At 66.8% G+C, this 2,325-nt stretch carries 2 protein-coding genes and 1 pseudogene; all 3 read right to left on the bottom strand.

Annotated features, from left to right (window positions below; genetic code table 11):
* Nucleotides 1-158 precede the first annotated feature (158 nt).
* Nucleotides 159-698 carry an MCP four helix bundle domain-containing protein gene (locus A6M56_RS13320; protein ID WP_286758178.1) on the bottom strand — a complete coding sequence of 180 codons (540 nt, stop codon included), beginning with the start codon at nucleotides 696-698 and terminating at the stop codon, nucleotides 159-161.
* Complete coding sequence (locus A6M56_RS13315) at nucleotides 695-1,924, bottom strand: ISL3 family transposase (protein ID WP_034007174.1); 1,230 nt, start codon at nucleotides 1,922-1,924, stop codon at nucleotides 695-697. The genes A6M56_RS13320 and A6M56_RS13315 overlap by 4 nt, the downstream gene beginning before the upstream one ends.
* 110 nt (nucleotides 1,925-2,034) lie before the next feature.
* Nucleotides 2,035-2,325: pseudogene (locus A6M56_RS13310) on the bottom strand (cation transporter); the annotation flags it as partial.

Raw genomic sequence — 2,325 nt, 5'->3', positions numbered from 1 at the left:
GTCGCGTGCGGCCGCCGCGGCCAGGCCCAGCGGCCCGGTCAGGCTGCGGGTGAACACCACGGCCAGGAACACGCCGAACACGATGGCCAGGCCCAGGACCACGAACAGCGCGGTGCGGGCACGGTTGGCGGCCACCACGGCCTCCTCGTGCGCCGCCTTCATCTGCCGGCCTTCACGCTCGACATAGGCGCTGACCGCGTCGCGCCAGCCCTTCCCTCGCCATTGAGGTAGGTGGTGGCCTCGGCGATGCTGCCTTCCATTGCCAGCTCGGCGACATGGTCGTTCAGCGGCGCCGCGGCTTGGCGGGCCTTGTTGATGGCCGCCAGCAGGCGCTTGCCTTCCTCCCGCGCCGGCATCGCATCCAGCTTTTCGTAGGTCGCGGCGAAGTTCTCGCGCGTTTCCTTGATCCGCTGCTGCGCAGCCAGGCGCTCCTCGTCGCTCTCGGCGAGGATCATGGCCTGCATGTCGATATTGAGCAGGTTGGCGCTGTCGTACAGCGTGTTCGCCAGCGCGGTCTTGGTGACACGTTCGACCGCGATGGTTTCCAGGTGCTTTTCCAGCGTGGAGAGGGACATCGCCGAAACCACGGCGATCGCGGCCATCAGCACCAGCAGGAAGCCAAAGCCGGCGAACATTCGCTTGCCGACGGTAAAGCGTTGGAGGAACTCGTTGGCTCTTTTGAAATTCGAGTGGGTTATGCCACGTGCGGGTTGAGGCGCGAGAAGTCGAGCTTGCCGGCGATCAGGAAGATGACGGTGCGCATGGTGTCGAGCCGGGTGTAGCCGCGGGCCTTGCGCTTGGCGGCCTGGAACAGGCCGTTGATGGCTTCCAGGAAGCCGTTGGTCTGGCGGGTCTGGCTCCAGGCCAGGATGCCGTCGAAGTGCTTGCGGATCATCCGCGCGACGTCCTTCATCGGCTCGACCTTGGAGCGCATGACGTTCGTGCACCACTGCCTGAGCAGCGCGGCGACCACGTTGATCTGCTTGCGCTCGAGGATCTCGCGCAAGTTCTCGCGATACAGCCAGGCGCGGGCGGTGCGCTTGCTGGTGGCGGCGGCGATCAGGGCATCGAGTTCGCCGCGCTGTTCGCGCGGCAAGCGGTCGCGATCCTTGAGCAGGGCCCAGCGCAGGCCCTTGAGGGCCGGATCGCTCTTCTGCTCGGCTCGGCGGGTGCGATCCAGGGCGAGGGAGGCCTGGGCGATGACGTGGAACTTGTCGAAGGTGATGCGCGCATTGGGCAGGTGATCGGTGACGCCGCGGATATAGGAGGGCGACATGTCGATGCTCACCGATTCGATCTGCCCGGGGGTGGCCTGATGCGCGGCCAGGTGCCCGGCAAGCGCGGCGATTGCCTCAACACGACGCCCTTCGGTCACGAACACGACCCTGCGCTGCTCGGCATCCGCGGCCAGCGTCAGGTAAGTGTGGCCACGCCGGTAGGACGTCTCGTCGATCGCCAGCGCCCTGGTCGCCGACAAGTCCAATTCGTCCACCGCCAGCTCGACATAACGCGCGCAGATCGCGTGCACGCGATGCCAGGACTCGCCCACCAGCCGCGCGACCGCGGCGAAGGGCATCTGCCGGCACAGCGTGAGCACCAAGGCTTCGAACAGCAGCGTGAAGCCGGACAGCCTGCCGGCCCAGTGCGGCTCGACCAGCAGCACCCGCCCGTCCGGCAGCTTGATCCGCGGCACGCGCACCTCGAGGAAGCACTCGTGCTCGAAGAAGTTCAGGTGCCGGAAGCGCTTGATCTGGGTGTCATGCACCGGGTGCTGCCCCGATGCGGCAGGGTGCGCGAAGCGGCTGCCCGCAGTGAAATCGATGAGGATCGTCAACGACCTGGCCTGGGCATCGAAGCGCGTACCGCTCACGTACCAAGGCTGGGCCAGATTGAGGGCCGACGCGAAAAGCAGCCTCTCGTCCATGGGGTCAGGGCTCAGATAAGGAGAGCCGAATCCTGCCCGGCATCCACTCGGAATTCAAAAGAGGCTCTTTTTTTGCAGATGGCTACCCGCGTACCGGTCGCGTCGGGGGACTACTCGGCCCACTCCAGGTCCGTGGTGAAGGCGATGGTGAGCCAGCGCTGCTGCGGATCGCCGCCGATGCGTTCGCCGATGCTGTCGCGCAGCTGGTCCCACGACTCCAGCGTGCGCGGCGGCTGGCCGCGCGGAACGATGAAGTGCAGCTCGATCTGGCGACCGCGCCCGACCCGGGCCACGTAGGCACGGAAGTCGAGGAAGCCCTCTTCGGCCACCACCTGGCGTGCGACCTCCTCCACCTGCAGGCGCAGGTCCTGCGGAGTGACCAGCAGGATGTCCGCCAGCGC

Source organism: Ralstonia sp. RL (genome assembly GCF_001683835.1).
GTDB classification, from domain to species: Bacteria; Pseudomonadota; Gammaproteobacteria; order Burkholderiales; family Burkholderiaceae; genus Ralstonia; species Ralstonia mannitolilytica.
The sequence above is the reverse complement of the archived record's forward strand: the minus strand, read 5'-3'. Positions and strand labels throughout refer to the sequence as shown.

Excerpts from the sequence above, each read along its gene's own strand:
- A6M56_RS13315 (WP_034007174.1), bottom strand. The coding sequence starts at position 1,924 with ATGGACGAGAGGCTGCTTTTCGCGTCGGCCCTCAATCTGGCCCAGCCT.